We start from the raw sequence: 16,200 nt of genomic DNA, 5'->3' as shown, positions 1-16,200 counted from the left end.
ATGTCTGCTGTTTCAGTCCGTGACGTCAGTGTTGCATTCGGCCAGCACCGCGTGTTCAACGGCATGTCGCTCGATATCGAAGCCGGGGAATTCATCGTTCTCCTCGGCCCATCCGGCTGCGGCAAGTCGACCCTGCTCAACGCCATCGCCGGTCTTCTCGATATCAATGAAGGCCAGATCCACATCGGCGGGCGCAATGTTACCTGGGAAGAGCCAAAGGACCGGGGCATCGCCATGGTGTTTCAGTCCTATGCGCTCTACCCGCGCATGAGCGTGCGGGAAAACATGTCCTTCGGCCTGCGCATGGCCAAGACGCCAAAGCCCAAGATCGAGACCAAGGTCAGCCAGGCAGCGGAGATGCTGCAGATCGGTCACCTGCTCGACCGGCGGCCTGACCAGCTTTCCGGCGGCCAGCGTCAGCGCGTCGCCATCGGCCGTGCATTGGTCCGGGATGCGGATGTTTTCCTGTTCGATGAGCCCCTGTCCAATCTTGATGCGCAGCTACGCAATGAACTGCGCGTCGAGATCAAGCGCCTGCACCAGCAGATGCACAACACGACCATGATCTATGTCACCCATGACCAGATCGAGGCCCTGACGCTGGCCGACCGTATTGCCGTGATGAAGGACCAGAAGATCCAGCAGCTCGGCACCCCGGCGGAGATCTATCATCACCCGGCCAACCTCTTTGTGGCCGGTTTTGTCGGCAGCCCGCGGATGAATTTCATCGAAGGCACAGTGCAGCCCGGAGACGGCGCCCCCGTTTTCACCGCGCCGGGCATCCTACAGCCGCTGAGCCAATACCGCTTCCGCGAGCCGGTGCGCTCTCCCATGAAGGCCACACTCGGCGTGAGGCCGGAACATGTGCGCGTCAACACACCCGATGGCCAGCCGGGCTTCCGGGTCGATCTGCTGGAGACCCACGGCGCAGACAACCTGATGTGGTGCGCCAATGACAGCGTTTCGCTGCAGATCCGCCTGCCCGGCACCATCAGCTATCCGCTTGGCACCGGCGTCAGTCTCGCCTTTGACGCGGACCAGCTTTCCCTCTTTGGCGGCGAGGATGGCGAACGCCTCTGACCCTGCCCCTTATTCCCTCATCTCACTGGAGCAATCGACATGCAGGACATCATTTCCATCCAGCTTTACTCCCTGCGGGACTATGGAAACCTTGCCCGCCAATTGGAGACGCTGGCCTCAATCGGCTTCCGCCATGTGGAAACCATCGGCTCACATCTGGCCAATGCCGCTGAAACGCGCGCCCTGCTCGACCTGCATGGCATGACCGCCCCGTCGGGTCACGTCGGGCTGGCGGACTTGCGCGAACGATTCGACTGGGTGGCGGATCAGGCAGCCGCCATCGGCATTTCCCAGCTCTACATGCCCGCCGTTCCCCCGGCGAGCGCGAAGGCATGCCCGCTGACTACTGGCGCAAGCTTGGCGTGGAACTGGGCGAGATGGCCGTGCGCCTCAAGAGCCGCAACATCGACCTTGGCTATCACAACCACCATTGGGAACTGTTCCCCTGTGCCGATGGCGCAATCCCCTTTGATCTGCTGATCGAGGCTTCCGCCGGATCACCGCTGACCATCGAGGCTGATCTTGCCTGGCTGGTGCGCGGCGGTGCGGACCCGCTCGCCTGGATGGCCAAGCACAAAGACCGGCTGTCGGCCATCCACGTTAAGGACATCGCCCCACAGGGCGAGAACCTTGATGAAGACGGCTGGGCCAATGTGGGCGCAGGCACGCTGGACTGGCCGGCGCTGCATAAAGCCGCCCGCAGCCATGGCGTGCGCCTTATGGTGCTGGAACATGACAAGCCGGCCGATGCCGCAGCCTTTGCCCGCGAGAGCTACGCCTATCTCGCCGGACTTTCCGGCGAGCCCGCCAAGACTGCCCGCAGCGCCTGAAGGAACGCCCCCAAATGAAGACCATGAAACTCGGCATCATCGGCTGCGGAAACATCTCCGATGCCTATCTGACCGGAGGTGCCAGATCGCAGATCGTCTCGGTGAAGGCGGTGGCGGATCTCAATGCAGAAGCCGCCCGAGCCAAGGCGGAGGCCTATGGCGTTGAAGCCATGACCGTTGAGACCATGCTGGCCGATCCGGAAATCGAGATGATCATCAACCTGACGGTGCCGCAGGCCCATGCCGCCGTCAGCGGATCAATCCTTGCGGCCGGAAAGCACGTCTATTCCGAAAAGCCCTTTGCTGTGACCTATGCTGAAGCGAAGGAAATGGTCGCTTCAGCCGATGCCAAGGGGCTGAGGATTGGTTCGGCACCGGACACGTTCCTCGGTGCCGCCCATCAGCGCGCCCGCGAACTGATTGATGAAGGCAAGATTGGCAAGGTGGTGGGCGGTGCCGTCACCTTCGCAACGCCAGGCATGGAAATGTGGCATCCCAACCCGTTCTTCTTCTTCCAAAGGGGCGGCGGGCCGGTGCTGGATATCGGCTGCTATCCGATCACCCAGCTGGTCAATTGCCTGGGGCCAGTGGAAAGCGTCGTCGCCCATGCCTCGCGCGGGCGGGAGACGCGCGTCATCACCAGCGAGCCGCACAACGGCAAGGAACTGACGGTGGAGGTGCCGACCACGGTCAATGGCGTGCTCGCCTTCGCCAACGGCGCCAATGTCGCCTTCACCGCCTCATGGGACGTGTGGAAGCATGGGCGCAAGCCGATCGAGTTCTACGGCACGGAAGGCAGCATCCTGAACCCGGACCCAAACTTCTTCGGCGGCGAAGTTCTGCTGTCGGCCCACAACGGCGACTGGGAAGCGCAGGACATTTCGCACCTGCCCTTCGGTGCCCCCAACCGCCCATTGCGCGATGGGCGGGAGGTCGCCGACTACCGCATGGCGGGTGTCTTCGACATGGCGGCCGCCATCCGCAACGGACGGCCGCACCGGGCCAATGGCGCCCTGGCACTGCATGTGCTGGAGATCATGGAGAGCCTTGAGCGCTCCTCGGACGAAGGCCGCCGCGTCACGCTGGAAACCACTTGCGAGCGTCCGCAAGCCGTGCCGCATGGGGCTGGTGAGGCCGTATTCCTCTGAGGCTTGAAAGCAGATGCAGGGGCAGCTTGAACGGCTGCCCCTGCCCCGTCCGGCATTAGCGGAACAGCAGTACCGGCACCTTGCAGGAACGCAGCATCTGCGTCGTTGTGGAGCCGATGATGAGGCTGCGCAGACGCGAGTGGCCATAGGCGCCCATCACGAGAAGACCGATGCCATTGTGCTCGACAGCCGAGGAAATCACCAGCTCGGGGTCGCCCGGCACAATGCTGGTCAACACCTCAAAGCCTGCGGATTTCAGCTTGTCTTCGGCAACACTCAGGCTGGCTTTCTGTGCGGTGGTGGGATCGCCAGCCATGAGAAGATGGATATGCAGCCCGGAGAAAAGCGGGCTCCGGGCCATGTAGTCCACCGCCTTCACAGCACTGGGGCCGCCATCGAACGCGACGAGCACCTTCTCCACAGGACGGAAACTGCGGGCGGCGACCAGCAGCGGGCGGGACACGCTGCGGGCCAGACGCTCCAGATTGGAGCCCAGATGCAGCGTCTCGAAATCGGCTGCTTCTCCACGCTTGCCCACGACCAGCAGTTCGGCACCGGCTTCAACCCCGGTTACGGCTTCCACAACTTCACCATGGCGCAGGCGGCTGGAGACGGCGGCAACACCGCGCTCACGCACCAGCGCCTCTGCATCATCCAGAATGGCACGGCCATGTTCATGGGCCACCCGTGCCCGTTCCTCGTCCAGACGGGCCAGTTCACTCAAAAGCGCGGTACGCGCGCCCAGCGCAATGGAGCCGCTGTAGTCCGCACTGTGCACGGCCTTGCGCACCAGCACATGCACGAGGTCCACGGGCAGGCCAAGGCGGGAGGCTGCCCAGACCGCATGTTCGCAGACACTTGGCGCATAGACTGAAGCATCGAGGAGGGCAGTGATGGTTCTGGCTGTCATGGCTTTGTCCTCCATCAGTGGGCCGTCAGCTTGTCGAGCGCGCCCGGCTTATCATGCAGCGCGAGCTTGTCGACGATGGTTTCACTGGCTTCGTTAAGGCCCGTGATGGTGACGTCCGCCCCTTCCCTTCGGAACTTCATCACCACCATGTCCAGCGCCGAGACACTGGAAATGTCCCAGATGTGCGCGCGGCTGACGTCAATTGTGACCCGGTCCAGCGCCTCGCGGAAGTCAAAGGCGGAAGAAAAATCCTCGACCGAAGCAAAGAACAGCTGGCCTTCCACCACATAGGTGCGGCTGCGGCCATCGGCGGACAGCTCCGACGTGACGCGGAACAGCTGGGAGATCTTCCAGGCAAAGAAGATACCCGACAGCAACACACCCACCAGCACACCGATGGCAAGGTTATGCGTTGCCACAACACAGATGACCGTTGCCAGCATGACAATGGAGGAGCTGCGCGGATGACTGCGCAGATTGAGGATCGACGACCAGCTGAAGGTGCCGACAGAGACCATGATCATGATCGCAACCAGCGCCGGCATGGGGATCTGCTTCACCCAATCCCCCAGCGTCACGATGAGCAAGAGCAGGATGACACCGGCTGCAAAGCAGGACAGACGCCCGCGCCCGCCGGACTTCACGTTGATCATCGACTGCCCGATCATGGCGCAGCCAGCCATGCCGCCGATGAAGCCTGTGGCGAAATTGGCAAGCCCCTGACCGATGCATTCCTGATTGCGGTCCGATGGTGTGTCCGTCAGTTCATCCACGAGCTGCTGCGTGAGGAGAGATTCCAGCAGACCGACAACCGCCACCGCTGCCGAGTAAGGCAGCACGATCAGGAAGGTTTCCAGCGTCAGCGGCACATCGGGCAGCAAGAAGACAGGCAATGTGGATGGCAGCGTGCCGGTATCTCCGACGGTGCGGACATCCAGACCGAACCATATGGCAACGCCAGTCAGCACGAAGATGCAAACGAGCGGCGATGGTACGGCTTTGGTCACATACGGAAACAGATAGATGATCAGCAGGCCGGCTGCGGTCATCACATAGGTTTGCGGCGTTACACCGATGAGCTCGGGCACCTGCGCCATGAAGATGAGGATCGCCAGCGCATTGACGAAGCCTGTCATCACCGAGCGCGAGACGAAGCGCATCACGTAGCCCAGCCGCAGCAGCCCTGCGCCCACTTGCAGAACGCCGGCGAGGATCGTTGCCGCCAGCAAATATTGCAGTCCATGCTCCCTGACCAGAGAAACCATGAGCACGGCAGTTGCGGCAGTTGCCGCAGAAATCATGCCAGGCCGCCCACCTGCAAAGGCAGTGATCACGGCGATGGAGAAAGACGCATAAAGGCCGACCTTGGGGTCGACCTCCGCGATGATCGAAAAGCCAATGGCTTCGGGGATGAGGGCCAGGGCCACAAGCAGGCCCGAGAGAAGATCGGCACGAACGTTGCCGAACCACTGTTTCCGGTAAGCGGAGAGTGAAATCATGGAATATCCGTTCAGATGATCAGCGCAGGCCCGCCAGTAAAAGCCAGGCGGCCAAATGTCCTTGCATGCGCAATCATGTGAATTGTCCGGCGGATCGGCGGCCGGAAGAGCCACCCGGAATTGCACCGGGTCCTGATGACTTATGGGGTTTTACCTAACCCGGCTGACGCTGCGATGCAACATCACAGGCGCGCAAAAATGCTGCGCGATATAAGTCCGTCTGTGCGATCCGGCACACGCTGGCTGCATATGCCGGATCACGGGAGGTCAATGGTTCAAAGGCTCATGGTCGCAGCAACGGCAGACTTCCATGCGCCGTATTTGCGCTGGCGCTCGTCTTCGCCGATGGCGGGCTCAAAGCGCTTTTCGATTGCCCAGCTTTCGGCAAAGCCATCCATGTCGGGATAGACACCCGCCGCCATGCCTGCAAGCCAGGCCGCGCCCAGCGCCGTCGTCTCCAGCACCTGCGGCCGGTCAACCGGTGCGCCGATGATGTCGGAGAGGAACTGCATGGCCCAGTCGCTGGCGCTCATGCCGCCATCGACGCGCAGCACGGGCTTTCCGGCAGCATCCGTCCAGTCCACCTGCATCGCTTCGAGAAGATCGCGGGTCTGGTAACCGACGCTTTCCAACGCCGCCTTGGCAAACTCGGCGGGGCCAGAGTTGCGGGTAAGGCCATAGATCGCACCGCGGCAATCCGGGCGCCAGTAAGGCGCGCCAAGGCCGGTGAAGGCAGGTACCATGATCACGTGCTGGCCGGGATCAGCCTGCTCCGCCAGGGGCTGGGTTTCCTTGGCCTCGCGGATGATCTTCAGCCCATCGCGCAGCCACTGGACCACGGCACCGGCAATGAAGATGGAACCTTCCAGCGCATAGGTGCGCTTTCCGCCAATCTGGTAGGCGATGGTGGTCAGCAGACGGCTCTTCGATACGACCGGCTTGTCACCGGTGTTGAGCAGAGCAAAGCAGCCGGTGCCGTAGGTGGACTTCAGCATGCCCGGCTTGAAACAGGCCTGTCCCACAGTGGCAGCCTGCTGGTCACCGGCAACGCCCATGATCGGGATTTCGTGGCCGAAAAGGTCAGCGCGGGTGTGGCCATAGGCGGCGGCACAATCGCGCACTTCCGGCAGCATCCCCATGGGAATATCGAGAAGCTTGCAGATTTCTGCGCTCCACTCGCCCTTGTGAATGTCGAACAGCAGCGTGCGGGCCGCGTTGGTGGCATCTGTTGCGTGGACGGCACCAGCCGTCAGCTTCCAGATGAGGAAGCTGTCAACCGTACCGAACAGCAACTCCCCTTTTCGGCGCGGGCACGGGCGCCTTCCACATTGTCGAGGATCCACTTCAGCTTCGTGCCGGAGAAATAGGGGTCCAACAGCAGGCCGGTGCGGGCGCTGACCATGGCCTCATGGCCATCGTCCTTCAGCTTGCGGCACAAGTCCGCCGTGCGGCGGTCCTGCCAGACGATGGCGTTGTAGACCGGCTGACCGGTATTCCGGTCCCACACGAGGGTGGTTTCGCGCTGGTTGGTGATGCCGATGGCGGCAATGTCACGGCCCATCCGCCCGGCACGCTCAATGGCGGCGCGGCAGGAACCGGCTGTCGTCGACCAAAGGTCCGCCGGATCATGCTCCACCCAGCCGGACTGGGGATAGATCTGCGGAAATTCCTCCTGCGCGCTCGCAACCACCTTCATGTGCTTGTCGAAGAGGATCGCGCGGCTCGAAGTCGTGCCCTGGTCGATGGCAAGAATATAGGTCAAGTCAGCCTCCTCGATTGCACCAGCCGCAGAAGCCCCATCGCCATGCCGCACGAGGGGAGAATCCTGTTGTTTCATAAGACCGGCTCCATGGCGTTTTTCCGCAGGAACCCGGTCAGCCCAAAGGCGGGACCTTACGGCCCCGCCCCTGTTTGTCGATAGCTAATTACTTATTTCCACGAAGCAATCAGCTCATCATAGGAAACGGTAACCGGCTGTTCCTTCTCGTCCGGGATCTTGCGCTTGGGCGCACCCGGCTGGTCGAACCAGAACTCAGCGCTCTGCTCCTCATTCAGCTTAGGACCGATATCGCCCTGCACGCCTGCACGCTCCAGGCGCTCAAGCACCTTTTCCTGCTCAGCGCAAAGGGCATCCATGGCTTCCTGCGGGGACTTTGCACCGGAGGAAGCATCACCAATGTTCTGCCACCACAGCTGTGCCAGCTTCGGATAGTCCGGAACGTTGGTGCCAGTCGGCGACCACTGCAGACGGGCGGGCGAGCGGTAGAACTCGACCAGACCGCCAAGCTTGGGAGCCCGTTCGGTGAAGCTGTCATGCGCGAGAGTGGACTCGCGGATGAAGGTCAGGCCGACATGGCTCTTCTTCACGTCTACGGTCTTGGAGGTGACGAACTGGGCATAGAGCCAGGCCGCCTTGGCACGGTCAACCGGAGTGGACTTCATCAGCGTCCAGGAGCCAGCGTCCTGATAGCCAACCTTCATGCCCTCTTCCCAGTACACGCCATGCGGCGAGGGAGCCATGCGCCACTTCGGCGTGCCGTCCTCGTTCATGACCGGCAGGCCAGGCTTGACCATGTCGGCGGTGAAGGCGGTGTACCAGAAGATCTGCTGGGCGATTTCACCCTGGGCAGGCACCGGACCGGCTTCGCCGAACACCATGCCGGCGGCAGCCGGAGGCGCGTACTTGTTCAGCCACTCGATATATTTGGTGATCGAGTAGACCGCAGCCGGGCCATTGGTGTCGCCACCACGGGCCACGCAGGAGCCGACCGGCTGGAAGCTCTCGTTGACGCGAATGCCCCATTCATCGACCGGAAGGCCATTCGGCTCGCCCTTGTCGCCGGCACCGGCCATCGACAGCCAGGCATCGGTGAAGCGCCAGCCAAGAGACGGGTCCTTCTTGCCGTAGTCCATGTGGCCATAGACTTTCTTGCCGTCGATTTCCCGGCCGGTGAAGAATTCGGCGATATCCTCATACGCCGACCAGTTCACCGGGACGCCGAGCTCATAGCCATACTTGGCCTTGAAGTCTGCCTTGTTCTTCTCGTCGTTGAACCAGTCGTACCGGAACCAGTAAAGGTTCGCGAACTGCTGATCGGGAAGCTGGTAGAGCTTTCCATCCGGGCCGGTCGTGAACTTGATGCCGATGTAATCATTCAGATCGAGGCCCGGATTGGTGACATCCTTGCCTTCATCCGCCATCCAGTCGGTCAGGTTGCGGGCCTGCTGGTAGCGCCAGTGGGTGCCGATCAGATCCGAGTCATTGATATAGGCGTCGTAGATGTTTTCTCCCGACTGCATCTGGGTCTGCAGTTTCTCCACCACGTCGCCTTCGCCGATCAGATCATGGGTGATCTTGATGCCGGTGATCGCAGTGAAAGCCGGGGCCAGCACCTTGGCCTCGTATTCATGGGTGGTAATCGTCTCGGAGACGACCTTGATCTCCATACCCTTGAACGGAGCAGCAGCGTCAATGAACCACTGCATCTCGGCTTCCTGATCGGCGCGCGACAGCGCCGACATGTCACCGATTTCCGCGTCGAGGAACTTCTTTGCCGCCTCCATGTCAGCAAAGGCGCTTCCGCTTCCGACCAGCATGGCGAGCGCCATAGCGGTGGAGGTGTAAAACACTCTCATTCCATTTCCTCCCGAAGTTTCATGATCGTGAGATCAGGTTGCCTGCCCCGTCAGACCCAGCGGAAAACCGCCAGGGCATAGACCAGACAGGCGATCAGAGCCCCCACAAGGGAGCACCGAAGACGGCGAGCCAGCCAAGCGTGATGAAGGCTGAGCCCAGAAGGCTTATGAAGAGACGGTCCCCCGGGTCGTCTCGATCCGGAGCACACCAGTGCGCGGGGTCTCCGGAAAGCGGATCGCAAGCACGGTGAAGACCACCAGCAGCGACGCTATCGTTGCGAAGAAGATCGCGGTCGGAACAGTCCAGGCCATCCAGTCCATATCTGTCTCCCTCAGATCAGACGCGGCCCAGGGCAAAGCCCTTGGCGATGTAGTTGCGAACGAAGTAGATCACCAGCGCACCGGGGATGATGGTCAGCACGCCAGCAGCGGCCAGTACGCCCCAGTCCATTCCCGACGCCGAGACCGTGCGGGTCATGGTGGCGGCAATCGGCTTGGCATTCACCGAGGTGAGCGTGCGCGATAGCAGCAGCTCGACCCAGGAGAACATGAAGCAGAAGAAGGCTGCCACCCCGATGCCGCTCGCGATCAGCGGCATGAAGATCTTCACAAAGAAGCGGCCGAAGGAATAGCCGTCAATATAGGCAGTTTCGTCGATTTCCTTCGGCACGCCCCGCATGAAGCCCTCCAGGATCCAGACGGCCAGCGGCACGTTGAACAGGCAGTGTGCCAGAGCAACGGCGATATGCGTGTCGAACAGACCCACCGACGAATAGAGCTGGAAGAATGGCAGAGCGAAAACGGCAGGCGGCGCCATGCGGTTGGTCAGCAGCCAGAAGAACAGGTGCTTGTCGCCGAGAAACGTGTAGCGCGAGAAAGCATAGGCTGCCGGCAGCGCCACCGTGATCGAGATCGCCGTGTTCATCACCACATAGATCAGCGAGTTGACATAGCCCATGTACCAGCTCGGATCGGTGAGGATCGTGATGTAATTGGCCAGCGTCGGGTCCTGCGGCCATAGCGAGAAGGTGGACAGGATCTCCGTGTTGGTCTTCAGGCTCATGTTCAGAAGCCAGTAGATCGGCAACAGCAGGAAGACCAGGTAGACAGCCATCACCACAGCGCGGGAGCTGATGCCAATGCGGGCAGAGCTGCGGCGCCGGGCCGGGGTGGAAGCGGTCATGGTTGCGGCACCCATCAGAAGCCCTCCTTTTGTCGAGGTTGGTCATCACGGTGTAGAACACCCAGGAAATCAGCAGGATCACAAGGAAGTACATGATCGAGAAGGCTGCTGCCGGGCCTAAGTCAAACTGGCCGAGAGCCATCTTGACGAGGTCGATGGACAGGAATGTCGTCGAGTTGCCCGGCCCGCCTCCCGTCACCACGAAGGGCTCGGTGTAGATCATGAAGCTGTCCATGAACCGCAGCAGGATGGCGATCATCAACACACCCTGCATCTTGGGCAGCTCGATGTAGCGGAACACGCTCCAGCGGCTCGCCTGATCGATCTTTGCCGCCTGATAATAGGCGTCGGGGATCGACTGCAGACCCGCATAGGCCAGCAATGCCACCAGCGACGTCCAGTGCCAGACGTCCATGACAATGACTGTGGCCCATGCCGCAACACCATCCTGCGTATAGTTGTAGGAGATGCCCAGGCTGTGAAGGGCTGCGCCCAAGAGGCCGATATCGACACGGGCAAAAATCTGCCAGATCGTGCCCACCACATTCCACGGAATGAGCAGCGGCAGCGCCATGAGGACAAGGCAGAACGAAGCCCAGAAGCCCCGCTTGGGCATGTTGAGAGCAATGAAGATGCCGAGCGGGATCTCGATGGCGAGGATCACGGCCGAGAAGATCAGCTGGCGGCCAAGCGCATCCCAAAGGCGCCGGGAATGCAGCATGTCATCGAACCATTCGACGCCGGCCCAGAAGAACTTGTTGTTGCCGAACGTGTCCTGCACCGAGTAGTTCACCACCGTCATCAGCGGGATGACCGCCGAGAAGGCGACAAGCAAAAGCACGGGAAGGACCAGGAACCAGGCCTTGTGATTGACTGTCTTTTCCATCAGGCGGCCTCCCCCGTAACGCGCCAGCTGTCGGCATAGACATTGACATGCGCGGGATCGAACACCACGCGGGTCATGCCGGATGTGACGGGGTCGCTTTCGCCCGCAATGATGTTGATGTCTGCACCGAAGAACTCGGCCCGGACGACCTTGTGCCGCCCTGCATCCTCGACGCGGCGCACCTTCACCGGCAAGCCTTCAGTCTCCGACAAGCGCACGAACTCGGGACGCACACCGATCTGTATCTTGCCATTCAGACCGGAATAGCCGTGACCAAGCGGAATGGTTGCCCCGTTCACATAGGCCGTCTTGCCCTCGACCTTGGCATCCATGAGGTTCATGCCCGGCGAGCCGATGAAATAGCCGACGAAGGTGTGCGCGGGCCGCTCGAACAGTTCCTGCGGCGTGCCGATCTGCACCACCCGGCCATCAAACATCACCACCACCTTGTCGGCGAAAGTCAGCGCCTCGGTCTGGTCGTGCGTCACATAGATCATCGTGTGGCCGAACTCGTGATGCAGCGACTTCAGCTGCGTTCTGAGTTCCCACTTCATGTGCGGGTCGATCACAGTCAGCGGTTCGTCGAAGAGCAGCGCATTGACGTCCTCACGCACCATGCCGCGGCCGAGGGAAATCTTCTGCTTGGCATCTGCGGTCAACCCGCGGGCCTTGCGGTCCAACACCTCTTCCATGCCGATCATGCGGGCAATCTTCTGCACGCGCTCGGCGACATAGGCAGCGCTCGCCCCCGGTTCTTCAGCGGAAACGCCAGGTTTCCGCGCACCGTCATCGTGTCGTAAACGACCGGGAACTGGAACACCTGCGCAATGTTGCGTTCTGCCGTCGCTTTCTCCGTGACGTCGGCATCGTTGAAGAGGATGCGGCCCTGGCTCGGCACCAGCAGGCCGGAGATGATGTTGAGAAGCGTGGACTTGCCGCAGCCGGAAGAGCCAAGCAGCGCATAGGCTTCACCATCGTTCCAGACGTGGTTCAGCTCCTTGAGCGCAAAGTCTTCCTCGCTCTTCGGGCGCGGATTGTAGGAATGGGCGAGATTGTCGAGCGTGATCTTGGCCATGGGTCCCTCCTCACGCTGCCAGTGCATAGGCGGCCGGCGCCACCAGCGAACCGTCCTGTCCGAAGACATAGACATGGGAAGGGTCGAGATAGAGCTTGAGCGCCGTTCCCAGGGTCAGGTCATGCACGCCATGCACAAGTCCGACCCAGCGCTCGCCATGGTGCTCCAGATGCACGAAAGTCTCCGAGCCGGTGATCTCCGTCACCATCAGATGCGCGGTGAATTCCATGGCATCGGCGCTGTGCCGGTGCAGTTCCAGATGGTTGGGGCGGAAGCCTGCGATGTAACGTCCGTCGCTCAGATCCGAGAGTTTTCCGGCGGCCGGAATCGACTGGCCGTCGCCGAACATAAGCTGGGCACCGGCTTTGGCGATCTGCAGGAAATTCATTGGAGGATCGGAGAAAACGCGCGCCGTCGTGGCATCAACCGGGCGCCGGTAGACCTCCGGCGTCGGGCCAAACTGCGTCACCCGGCCCTGCCAGAGCGTCGCCGTGTTGCCGCCGAGCAGCAATGCCTCTTCCGGTTCCGTCGTTGCGTAGACGAAGATCGAACCGGATGCCTCGAAGATCTTCGGGATTTCGACGCGCAGTTCTTCGCGCAGCTTGTAGTCGAGGTTGGCGAGCGGCTCATCAAGCAGCACCAGACCTGCATCCTTCACAAGCGCACGCGCCAGCGCACAGCGCTGTTGCTGGCCGCCCGAAAGTTCGAGGGGCTTGCGTTGCAGCATGGGGGTGAGTTTCATCATCTCGGCGGTCTGACGCACCGCCCTGTCGATTTCCGCAGCAGGCTTGCCCATCAGCCGCAGCGGACTGGCAATGTTGTCATAGACGGTCATTGCCGGATAGTTGATGAACTGCTGATAGACCATGGCGATGGCGCGATCCTGCACCCGCACGCCGGTCACATCCGTGCCGTTCCAGAGGATCTTGCCCGAAGATGGCTGATCAAGGCCGGCCATCAGGCGCATGAGTGACGTCTTGCCGGACAAAGTAGGTCCAAGCAGGACGTTCATGCTGCCCTCACGTAAGGTAAGGTTCGTTGTATGGATGTGCGTCAGCCCACCCACGACCTTGGAGATATTCTCCAGGACCAGGGTCATGTATTCCCTCCTCCCAATTCCTCCTACTGAGCTGCAACCTCCCCAAGCCGCAGCGCGCAGGCATTTTTCATCCACTCGTCCAGTGCCGCCACCTCCGCAGCATTCAGACGAAGTCCCAGTTTCGACCTGCGCCACACCACATCCTCTGCGGTGCGCGCATATTCCTTATCGATCAGCCAGTTGACTTCCCGCTCGGTCAGGTTCCATCCGAAGTGACGGCCAAGGTCCTCCACCTTTGCCGCACCATCCAGAATACCTGCCGCCTCGGTGCCATAGGCCTTCACCAGGCGCGTGGCCCAGCGCTCATCGAGGAACGGATACGCGGCGCGCAGATCCCCGATCAGCTTCGGAACGCCCAGCACCGGGAAGTCGCCGCCCGGAAGCGGCACACGGGCTGTCCAGGCCCCGGCAGCGCCGGGGAAGTAGGGCACGATCTTTTCCAGCGCATGCTCAGCGAGCTTGCGGTAGGTGGTGATCTTGCCCCCGAAGACGTTGAGAAGCGGCGCACCGCCAGTCTCTTCCACCTTCAGCACGTAATCGCGGGTCGCCGCCGTCGCCGACTTGGCACCATCGTTGTAAAGCGGACGCACACCGGAATAGCTCCAGACGATATCATCAACCGTCACCGGGCGCTTGAAATAGCCGGAAGCGAATTTCAGCAGATAGTCTCGTTCCGCGTCCGTGCAAACCGGCTTGACACCCGGCTCCGGATGGTCGGCATCCGTGGTGCCAATGAGGGTGAAGTCCGTCTCATAAGGAATGGCGAAGATGATCCGGCCATCCTCGCCCTGGAAGAAGTAGCACTTGCCGTGATCGAAGAGTTTCTTCGTAACGATATGGCTGCCGCGCACCAGACGCACGCTGTCCTGCGAATTGGAGCGCACAGTGTTACGGATCACGTCTCCGACCCACGGGCCACCAGCATTGACCAGCATCTTCGCCTTGCGGCTGGTGCGGGCGCCGGTGTTGCAGTCTTCCAGCTCAATCGACCAGAGGCCATCCAACCGCTCGGCGGAGATAACGCGGGTGCGCACCATCACCTCGGCGCCACGCGCCTTGGCATCACGGGCATTCAGCACCACAAGGCGCGAGTCCTCGATCCAGCAGTCGGAATATTCATAGGCCTTGGCAAAGCGGTCCTGAAGCGGCTCACCCTCGGGACCTGACTTCAGATCAACTGTCGTCGTGCCGGGCAGAATCTTGCGGCCGCCCAGATTGTCATAGAGGAACAGGCCAAAGCGGATCAGCCACGCCGGGCGGCGGCCCTTCATCCAGGGCATCACCATGTTCAACAGCTTTGACGTAGGCGTCTCGCCCTCAAAGCGCATGTCCTTGTGATAGGGCAGCACGAAACGCATGGGCCAGCTGATGTGGGGCATGGCTTCCAGCAGCGTCTCGCGTTCAATCAGCGCCTCGCGCACCAGCCGGACCTCGAAATACTCGAGATACCGCAACCCGCCATGGAACAGCTTGGTGGAGGCCGAAGAGGTGGCCGATGCCAGGTCGTTCATCTCGGCCAGCGCCACGGACAGGCCGCGCCCCGCTGCATCACGGGCAATGCCGCAGCCATTGATGCCGCCACCGATGATAAAGAGATCGACCACCTGGTCCTGCTGCGACGTCACGGGCAAAGGCCTCCTGAAACCGGACATTTGTGAAAACAAACGAACCACAAGACGCAGGCTTTCGTCAATCGTTGATTTTCGTTTCTGTTCGTTTTTGTTTTCTCACGTAAGGTCAATCACTTGCCTGGTACCGGCCAAGCGAAACGCAGTGCGAAAAGGCCATGCTGCATAACAGCATGTATTTCTTGTGCATCGCACCCTCCTTCCCGCACCGCGGAAAAACCGGCGCATCTCCGGCAAGCATTCGCCCTATCGCCTGAAACTTGAAAAAAGGAACCAAACCGAACATATTGCGCATCCAAAAAGGAATGTGCCGTGTCCCAGAGCTTCCGCCAGCCCGAGATTCTCGAACTCGCCCGCCAGCAGGGGAAAGTCACCGTCGAAGGTCTCGCGGCCCATTTCGGCGTGACTGTGCAGACCATCCGGCGGGATCTTGCCGATCTCGCCGACAGCGGCCGGCTGGAGAGGGTGCACGGCGGGGCGATCCTGCCATCTGGCGTATCCAATATCGGATATGAAGACCGGCGCAGCCTGAACCGCGAAGCGAAAGCCGCCATTGCAGAGGCTTGCGCGAAGGCCATTCCGGAAAACGCTTCCGTATTTCTCAACATCGGCACCAGCACGGAAGCGGTTGCCCGCGCTCTGCTTCACCACCGCAATCTCATGGCGGTGACCAACAACATGAATGTTGCCAATATTCTCGCCGCCAATCCCGACTGTCAGGTCATTGTGGCTGGCGGGGCTCTGCGGCGCACCGACGGCGGTCTGGTCGGCACGCTGACCATGCGCACCATTGAACAGTTCCGCTTCGATTTTGCCGTGATCGGCTGCTCGGCACTGGATGAAGATGGCGATCTGCTGGACTTCGACATTCAGGAGGTCGGCGTCAGCCAGACCATCATCCAGCAGGCGCGCAAGACATTTCTGGTCAGCGACCACTCCAAGTTCCTGCGCGGCGCCCCTGTGCGCATCGCCTCGCTGAGCGAGATCGACACCTTTTTCACCGACCGGCCACTCTCTCCTGCCCTCAACGCCCGCTGCAGGGAATGGGGCACGAAGACAGTGATCTGCGGCGAATAAGACGCCGCTGCGGCTTTTCGCAAGAAAGAGGGTGACAGGCGCCGCCGCTGAGGCTACCCTCGCCTATGCCGCAGTGCGGCAATCCTATCGACAAAGGGCACCAGCCCCGGAACAGGCGAGCAGAAATGCTGGCCATCCTTGTGGAGTGA

General features: G+C 61.2%; 11 protein-coding genes, 4 pseudogenes and 1 other annotated feature. Of the genes and pseudogenes, 5 read left to right on the top strand and 10 right to left on the bottom strand.

Annotated elements, in window-relative coordinates:
• From ACQB61_RS01545 to ACQB61_RS01530, 4 genes are read left to right on the top strand one after another with little or no spacing between them, the layout of a single operon-like run.
• Positions 1-1,080: an ABC transporter ATP-binding protein gene (locus ACQB61_RS01545; RefSeq protein ID WP_430511198.1), complete on the top strand. Its 1,080-nt coding sequence runs from the start codon at positions 1-3 to the stop codon at positions 1,078-1,080.
• A 39-nt stretch (positions 1,081-1,119) separates the two neighbouring features.
• Positions 1,120-1,560 (top strand): sugar phosphate isomerase/epimerase family protein, encoded by a 441-nt coding sequence (locus ACQB61_RS01540; RefSeq protein ID WP_430511197.1) that lies wholly within the window; start codon positions 1,120-1,122, stop codon positions 1,558-1,560.
• A complete protein-coding gene (locus tag ACQB61_RS01535; protein ID WP_430514257.1) occupies positions 1,443-1,910 on the top strand; it encodes a sugar phosphate isomerase/epimerase family protein in 468 nt (155 codons plus the stop codon). The genes ACQB61_RS01540 and ACQB61_RS01535 overlap by 118 nt, the downstream gene beginning before the upstream one ends.
• Positions 1,911-1,924: 14 nt before the next feature.
• Positions 1,925-3,058: a Gfo/Idh/MocA family protein gene (locus tag ACQB61_RS01530; protein ID WP_430511196.1), complete on the top strand. Its 1,134-nt coding sequence runs from the start codon at positions 1,925-1,927 to the stop codon at positions 3,056-3,058.
• 55 nt (positions 3,059-3,113) lie between these two features.
• On the opposite strand, the gene ACQB61_RS01525 is transcribed toward ACQB61_RS01530, so the two are convergent.
• The 10 genes and pseudogenes from ACQB61_RS01525 to glpD all read right to left on the bottom strand — a co-directional run bounded on the left by ACQB61_RS01525 (position 3,114) and on the right by glpD (position 14,971).
• Positions 3,114-3,968: a universal stress protein gene (locus ACQB61_RS01525; protein WP_430511195.1), complete on the bottom strand. Its 855-nt coding sequence runs from the start codon at positions 3,966-3,968 to the stop codon at positions 3,114-3,116.
• A 14-nt stretch (positions 3,969-3,982) separates the two neighbouring features.
• Positions 3,983-5,467, bottom strand: a complete 1,485-nt coding sequence (locus ACQB61_RS01520) for a SulP family inorganic anion transporter (protein ID WP_430511194.1) — start codon at positions 5,465-5,467, stop codon at positions 3,983-3,985.
• A gap of 80 nt (positions 5,468-5,547) precedes the next feature.
• Positions 5,548-5,603 (bottom strand) — a sequence feature (sul1 is cis-regulatory element that is thought to sense ions involved in sulfur or methionine metabolism; They are found in Alphaproteobacteria).
• A 139-nt stretch (positions 5,604-5,742) separates the two neighbouring features.
• Positions 5,743-7,229, bottom strand: a pseudogene (gene glpK / locus ACQB61_RS01515) (glycerol kinase GlpK).
• A 167-nt stretch (positions 7,230-7,396) separates the two neighbouring features.
• Positions 7,397-9,103, bottom strand: a complete 1,707-nt coding sequence (locus tag ACQB61_RS01510; protein WP_430511193.1) for an ABC transporter substrate-binding protein — start codon at positions 9,101-9,103, stop codon at positions 7,397-7,399.
• A 50-nt stretch (positions 9,104-9,153) separates the two neighbouring features.
• Positions 9,154-9,424: pseudogene (locus ACQB61_RS01505) on the bottom strand (DUF2160 domain-containing protein).
• Between the two features lie 16 nt (positions 9,425-9,440).
• On the bottom strand, positions 9,441-10,217 hold the full coding sequence (locus tag ACQB61_RS01500; protein ID WP_430514256.1) for a carbohydrate ABC transporter permease: 777 nt from the start codon (positions 10,215-10,217) through the stop codon (positions 9,441-9,443).
• Between the two features lie 100 nt (positions 10,218-10,317).
• Positions 10,318-11,172: pseudogene (locus ACQB61_RS01495) on the bottom strand (carbohydrate ABC transporter permease); the annotation flags it as partial.
• A pseudogene (locus ACQB61_RS01490) lies at positions 11,172-12,247 on the bottom strand (ABC transporter ATP-binding protein). The pseudogenes ACQB61_RS01495 and ACQB61_RS01490, both read right to left, overlap by 1 nt.
• 10 nt (positions 12,248-12,257) lie before the next feature.
• Complete coding sequence (locus ACQB61_RS01485; protein ID WP_430511192.1) at positions 12,258-13,346, bottom strand: ABC transporter ATP-binding protein; 1,089 nt, start codon at positions 13,344-13,346, stop codon at positions 12,258-12,260.
• Between the two features lie 23 nt (positions 13,347-13,369).
• Positions 13,370-14,971: a glycerol-3-phosphate dehydrogenase gene (gene glpD, locus ACQB61_RS01480; protein ID WP_430511191.1), complete on the bottom strand. Its 1,602-nt coding sequence runs from the start codon at positions 14,969-14,971 to the stop codon at positions 13,370-13,372.
• A gap of 315 nt (positions 14,972-15,286) precedes the next feature.
• Here glpD and ACQB61_RS01475 point away from each other — a divergent pair, with 315 nt between their 5' ends.
• Positions 15,287-16,051 carry a DeoR/GlpR family DNA-binding transcription regulator gene (locus tag ACQB61_RS01475; protein WP_430511190.1) on the top strand — a complete coding sequence of 255 codons (765 nt, stop codon included), beginning with the start codon at positions 15,287-15,289 and terminating at the stop codon, positions 16,049-16,051.
• Positions 16,052-16,200 lie beyond the last annotated feature (149 nt).

Origin of the sequence: Pannonibacter phragmitetus (genome assembly GCF_050510895.1) — a bacterium.
Lineage (GTDB): Bacteria > Pseudomonadota > Alphaproteobacteria > Rhizobiales > Stappiaceae > Pannonibacter > Pannonibacter phragmitetus_B.
This window is presented reverse-complemented; position numbering and strand designations above follow the sequence as displayed.

What these genes read in the sequence shown, in the direction of transcription:
- ACQB61_RS01545 (WP_430511198.1), top strand. Translation starts at nt 1, where the DNA reads ATGTCTGCTGTTTCAGTCCGTGACGTCAGTGTTGCATTCGGCCAGCAC.
- ACQB61_RS01540 (WP_430511197.1), top strand. Translation starts at nt 1,120, where the DNA reads ATGCAGGACATCATTTCCATCCAGCTTTACTCCCTGCGGGACTATGGA.
- ACQB61_RS01530 (WP_430511196.1), top strand. Translation starts at nt 1,925, where the DNA reads ATGAAGACCATGAAACTCGGCATCATCGGCTGCGGAAACATCTCCGAT.
- ACQB61_RS01525 (WP_430511195.1), bottom strand. Translation starts at nt 3,968, where the DNA reads ATGACAGCCAGAACCATCACTGCCCTCCTCGATGCTTCAGTCTATGCG.
- ACQB61_RS01520 (WP_430511194.1), bottom strand. Translation starts at nt 5,467, where the DNA reads ATGATTTCACTCTCCGCTTACCGGAAACAGTGGTTCGGCAACGTTCGT.
- ACQB61_RS01510 (WP_430511193.1), bottom strand. Translation starts at nt 9,103, where the DNA reads ATGAGAGTGTTTTACACCTCCACCGCTATGGCGCTCGCCATGCTGGTC.
- ACQB61_RS01500 (WP_430514256.1), bottom strand. Translation starts at nt 10,217, where the DNA reads ATGGCTGTCTACCTGGTCTTCCTGCTGTTGCCGATCTACTGGCTTCTG.
- ACQB61_RS01485 (WP_430511192.1), bottom strand. Translation starts at nt 13,346, where the DNA reads ATGACCCTGGTCCTGGAGAATATCTCCAAGGTCGTGGGTGGGCTGACG.